This window comes from Streptomyces sp. PA03-6a, assembly GCF_033792765.1.
In the GTDB taxonomy this organism is placed as follows: Bacteria; Actinomycetota; Actinomycetes; order Streptomycetales; family Streptomycetaceae; genus Actinacidiphila.
On the sequence record NZ_JARAVK010000455.1, the window covers coordinates 1 to 3,896 of the forward strand.

Sequence of the window (3,896 nt, forward strand, 5' to 3'; positions counted from 1 at the left end):
GCAGCCTGGGGCGTGGGTTCCCCGTGGCGTGCGGGGGCGCGGGGGGCCGGGGCGGGCGGGCGGTAGCGGGCGTCGGTGTACGACCAGACCCGGCCCCGCCGCGACAGCGGGACCTCCTCCAGGTCCCCTTCGGCGCCGTCGCAGGCCGGGTTGCGGCAGGCGTGGTCCTCGCGGGGGAAGAACACCGCGCCGCAGCCGCGGCACCGGGTGCCGAGCAGCCGGAAGCCGTCCTCGTCCGCCGTGTCGTGTGTGAACCAGCCCGTCACCACGGGTTTCCGTGACCGTGCCACGTCCGGATCCTCCCCAGCTGAGCTGACAGTTCGTCAGAAGTGTGCCACGGGCGGACCGTACGGCGGAACGGGGTGGACGGTGTCGGTGCCCGGTGCTAAGTTCTTCTCGAAGCGAGAAATACTCGAAGTGAGAACAACCGGCGAGGGGTGGCACACGATGGCGGACCGGCAGGGTGAGGACGCGTTCCTCGCCGCCTACGACCCGCGAGCCTTCGAGCCCATCGCCGTGACCGTCGACGTCGTCGCCCTGACGCTGCGTCAAGGACGCCTGCACGTGCTGCTGGTGCGCCGCGGCGGCCCGCCGTACGAAGGTGCCTGGGCACTGCCCGGCGGATTCGTCCAGGCCGGACGCGAGTCCCTGGACGAGGCCGCGGCCCGTGAACTGGCCGAGGAGACCGGGCTCGACGCGGCACGCGGCCTCGGCCGCGTCCACCTCGAACAGCTCGGCTCCTACGGCCGCCCCGACCGCGACCCGCGCATGCACGTCGTCTCCGTCGCCTACCTCGCCTTCGCCCCGGACCTCCCCGAGGCGCGGGCCGGCAGCGACGCGGCGGCGGCCGAGTGGGTCCCGGTCGAGGCACTCGCACCGCAGGCGAAACCGGACGCCGCCACCGCGCGTCCCAAGGAGCAGGACCGGCCGGCCGGGATCCACGGGGGTGGTTCCGGCCGCCGGTCCGGCCAGGCACAAGGCCCCGCCGCCGACCTCGCCTTCGACCACGGCACGATCCTCGCCGAAGGCCTCGACCGGGCCCGCGCCAAGATCGAGTACACCCCGCTGGCCACCGCCTTCCTCGGCGAGGAGTTCACCGTCACCGAGCTCCGCTCGGTCTACGAGGCGGTCTGGGGCCGCACCCTGCACGCAGGGAACTTCCACCGCAAGGTCCTGTCGGTGCCGGGCTTCGTCGAGTCCACCGGCACCACCGCCGGCCGCGGCGGCTCCAAGGGCGGCCCCCGGGCCCGTCTCTACCGCGCCGGCGACGCCCGCCTCCTGCACCCCGCACTGCTCCGCCCCGACCGTGAGGACAGTGTCCGATGACCGCCACGACGCGTTCCGCGTCGGCACATCGCGTCCGCACCTTCGACGACGCCCTGGCCGCCCTCGGCCGGCCCTTCCCGGCCGACTCCGGCGAGGCCGCCCGGCACTACCGCCGGCTCGCCAGGCTGCTCCACCCCGACACGGCCCCGCCCGGCCGCGCGGACGAGGCCGAGGCCGCCTTCGTCCGCCTCACCGGCCTGTGGCGGCGGCACACCGGCGACGGCCCGGCCCTCACCACCGCCCGCGGCGTATACCCGCTGGGACCCGTCCTCGCCGAGGGCGACCTCGCGGTGCTGCGGGCCGCCGGGCCCGGCACCGCCGTGAAGATCCCGCGGCGGCCCGCCGACAACGACCTGATGGAGCGGGAGGCCGACGCCCTCACCCGGCTGCACGGCGTCGCCGACGCCCGGCACCGTGCCTACGCACCCCGACTGGCCGAATCCTTCCGCCACCGCGGCCCCGACGGCACCGAACGCCGCGTCAACGCGCTCCAGCGGCTGCACGGCTTCCACACCCTCGCCGAGGTCCGCGCCCTCCACCCCGGCGGCCTCGACCCTCGCGACGCCGCCTGGATGTGGCGCCGGCTGCTGGTCGCCCTCGGCTGGGCGCACCGGGCCGGCGTCGTCCACGGCGCCGTCCTGCCCGAGCACGTCCTCATCCACCCCGCACAGCACGGCCTCGTGCTGGTCGACTGGTGCTACTCCACCGAACGCGGCGCGACCGTCCCCGCCCTCGTCGAGCGGCACCGCGCCCTCTACCCGCCCGAGGCCACCGGCCGGCTTCCCGCCACCGAGGCCACCGACATCCACCTCGCCTCGCGCTGCGTCGAGCAGCTGATGGGAGACCGCGCGCCGCGACCGCTGCGCGCCTTCCTCCGCGGCTGCACGCTCCCTGCGCAGGCCCGCCGCCCGCACGACGCGTGGCGGCTGCTCGCGGAGCTCGACGACGTCCTTGAGGGTCTCTACGGCCCGCGCACCTTCCGCCCGTTCACCATGCCGGGCGGCGAGACCCGGGACGCCTGACACCCGGGACGCCTGACACCCGACAGGTCTGACACGTCCGACACACCAAGGGGGAACCACCATGGGCAGCGGAAGCTGGTCCACCAATGTCTACGACGCCGCCGCGCGCTACCGCGCCGCCAGCGGCGCCGGCGCCTTCGCCTACAGCGACCGCGTCACCTCGTCCGCACCGCGCAGTTCCTGGAGCGCGCACCCCTCGCTCGACCCGAAGGACATCGGCGTCCGCGAGAGCCGCGACTCCGACGAGCACCCCACCTCGCTCGCCATCGCCGTCCTGTTCGACGTCACCGGATCCATGCGCACCGTCCCGCAGGTCCTGCAGACCAAGCTCCCCGAGCTCTTCGGCCTGCTCCTGCGCAAGGGCTACACCGAGCACCCGCAGATCCTCTTCGGCGCGGTCGGCGACGCCACCTGCGACCGGGTCCCGCTCCAGCTGGGGCAGTTCGAGTCGGACAACCGCATGGACGACGACCTCGGCAACATCCTGCTGGAGGGCGGGGGCGGCGGCCAGATGACCGAGTCCTACGAGCTCGCCATGTACGCGATGGCCCGGCACACCTCGATCGACTGCCACGACAAGCGCGGCCGCCGCGGCTACCTCTTCCTGATCGGCGACGAGCTGCCCTACGGCAAGGTCAAGGCCCGCGAGGTGCGCGACGTCCTCGGCGACGACCTCGCCGAGGACATCCCGGTCACGCGGATCGTCGCCGAGCTGCAGCGGAAGTTCGACGTCTACTACATCCTCCCGGCGGGCTCCTCCTACGTCGGCAACACCGAGGTCCTCGGCACCTGGCGGGGGCTCCTCGGCCAGAACGTCATCGAGCTCGACGACCTCGACGCCGTCTGCGAGACCATCGCCCTCACCATCGGGCTCGGCGAGGAGGCCATCGACCTCGCCGAGGGCCTCGAAGACCTCGCCGACCTCGGCTCCGCCGCCACCGGATCCGTCGGCAAGGCCCTCGCCGCCCTCGACCGCGACCGCGCGGCCGTCGCGGTGACGGACACGCCCCTGATCGACGTCACCGGCGACGGCGACGGCACTGCCACCGGCACCACCCGCCTGTAGGCCCTTCCCGGAGGACCCTGGAGAACCCTGGAGGCCCCGTGCACACCATCGTCGTCGACCTCGGCTACGGCGACGCCGGCAAGGGCACCGTCGTGGACCGGCTCTGCGCGAGCGGGCCGGTCCGCGCGGTCGTCCGCTTCAACGGCGGAGCCCAAGCGGCGCACAACGTCGTCACCACCGACGGACGCCACCACACCTTCGCCCAGTTCGGCTCCGGCACCCTCCAGGGCGTTCCCACCCACCTGTCCCGCTTCATGCTGGTGGACCCCCTCGCGCTGGCCGCCGAGGCCGACCACCTCGCCGCCCTCGGGGTCCCCGCGCCGTACGCCCTGCTCAGCGTCGACCGCGCGGCCCGCCTCACCACCCCGTACCACGCCGCCGCCAACCGGCTGCGGGAGCAGGCCCGCGGCGCGGCCCGCCACGGTTCGTGCGGCATGGGCATCGGCGAGACCGCCGCCTACGCCCTCGCCCACCCCCAGGAC

Annotated in this window: 5 protein-coding genes; 4 read left to right on the plus strand and 1 reads right to left on the minus strand. The window is 74.4% G+C overall.

All coding sequences use genetic code 11. The annotated features are described in order from the left end of the window. Nucleotides 1-290 (minus strand): Zn-ribbon domain-containing OB-fold protein (locus PV350_RS45280; protein ID WP_500339152.1); only part of this gene is annotated, 290 nt, incomplete at its 3' end. 157 nt (nt 291-447) lie between these two features. Between PV350_RS45280 and PV350_RS45285 the strand changes: the two genes are divergently transcribed. From PV350_RS45285 to PV350_RS45300, 4 genes are all read left to right on the plus strand, one after another. Continuing rightward, nucleotides 448-1,326: an NUDIX hydrolase gene (locus PV350_RS45285; protein WP_500339153.1), complete on the plus strand. Its 879-nt coding sequence runs from the start codon at nt 448-450 to the stop codon at nt 1,324-1,326. Continuing rightward, nucleotides 1,323-2,348: a molecular chaperone DnaJ gene (locus tag PV350_RS45290; RefSeq protein ID WP_500339154.1), complete on the plus strand. Its 1,026-nt coding sequence runs from the start codon at nt 1,323-1,325 to the stop codon at nt 2,346-2,348. The genes PV350_RS45285 and PV350_RS45290 overlap by 4 nt, the downstream gene beginning before the upstream one ends. Nucleotides 2,349-2,409: 61 nt before the next feature. Further along, nucleotides 2,410-3,414, plus strand: a complete 1,005-nt coding sequence (locus PV350_RS45295) for a hypothetical protein (protein WP_500339155.1) — start codon at nt 2,410-2,412, stop codon at nt 3,412-3,414. A 38-nt stretch (nt 3,415-3,452) separates the two neighbouring features. Beyond that, nucleotides 3,453-3,896, plus strand: a 444-nt coding sequence (locus PV350_RS45300; RefSeq protein WP_500339156.1) for an adenylosuccinate synthetase, incomplete at its 3' end; no start/stop codon positions are given.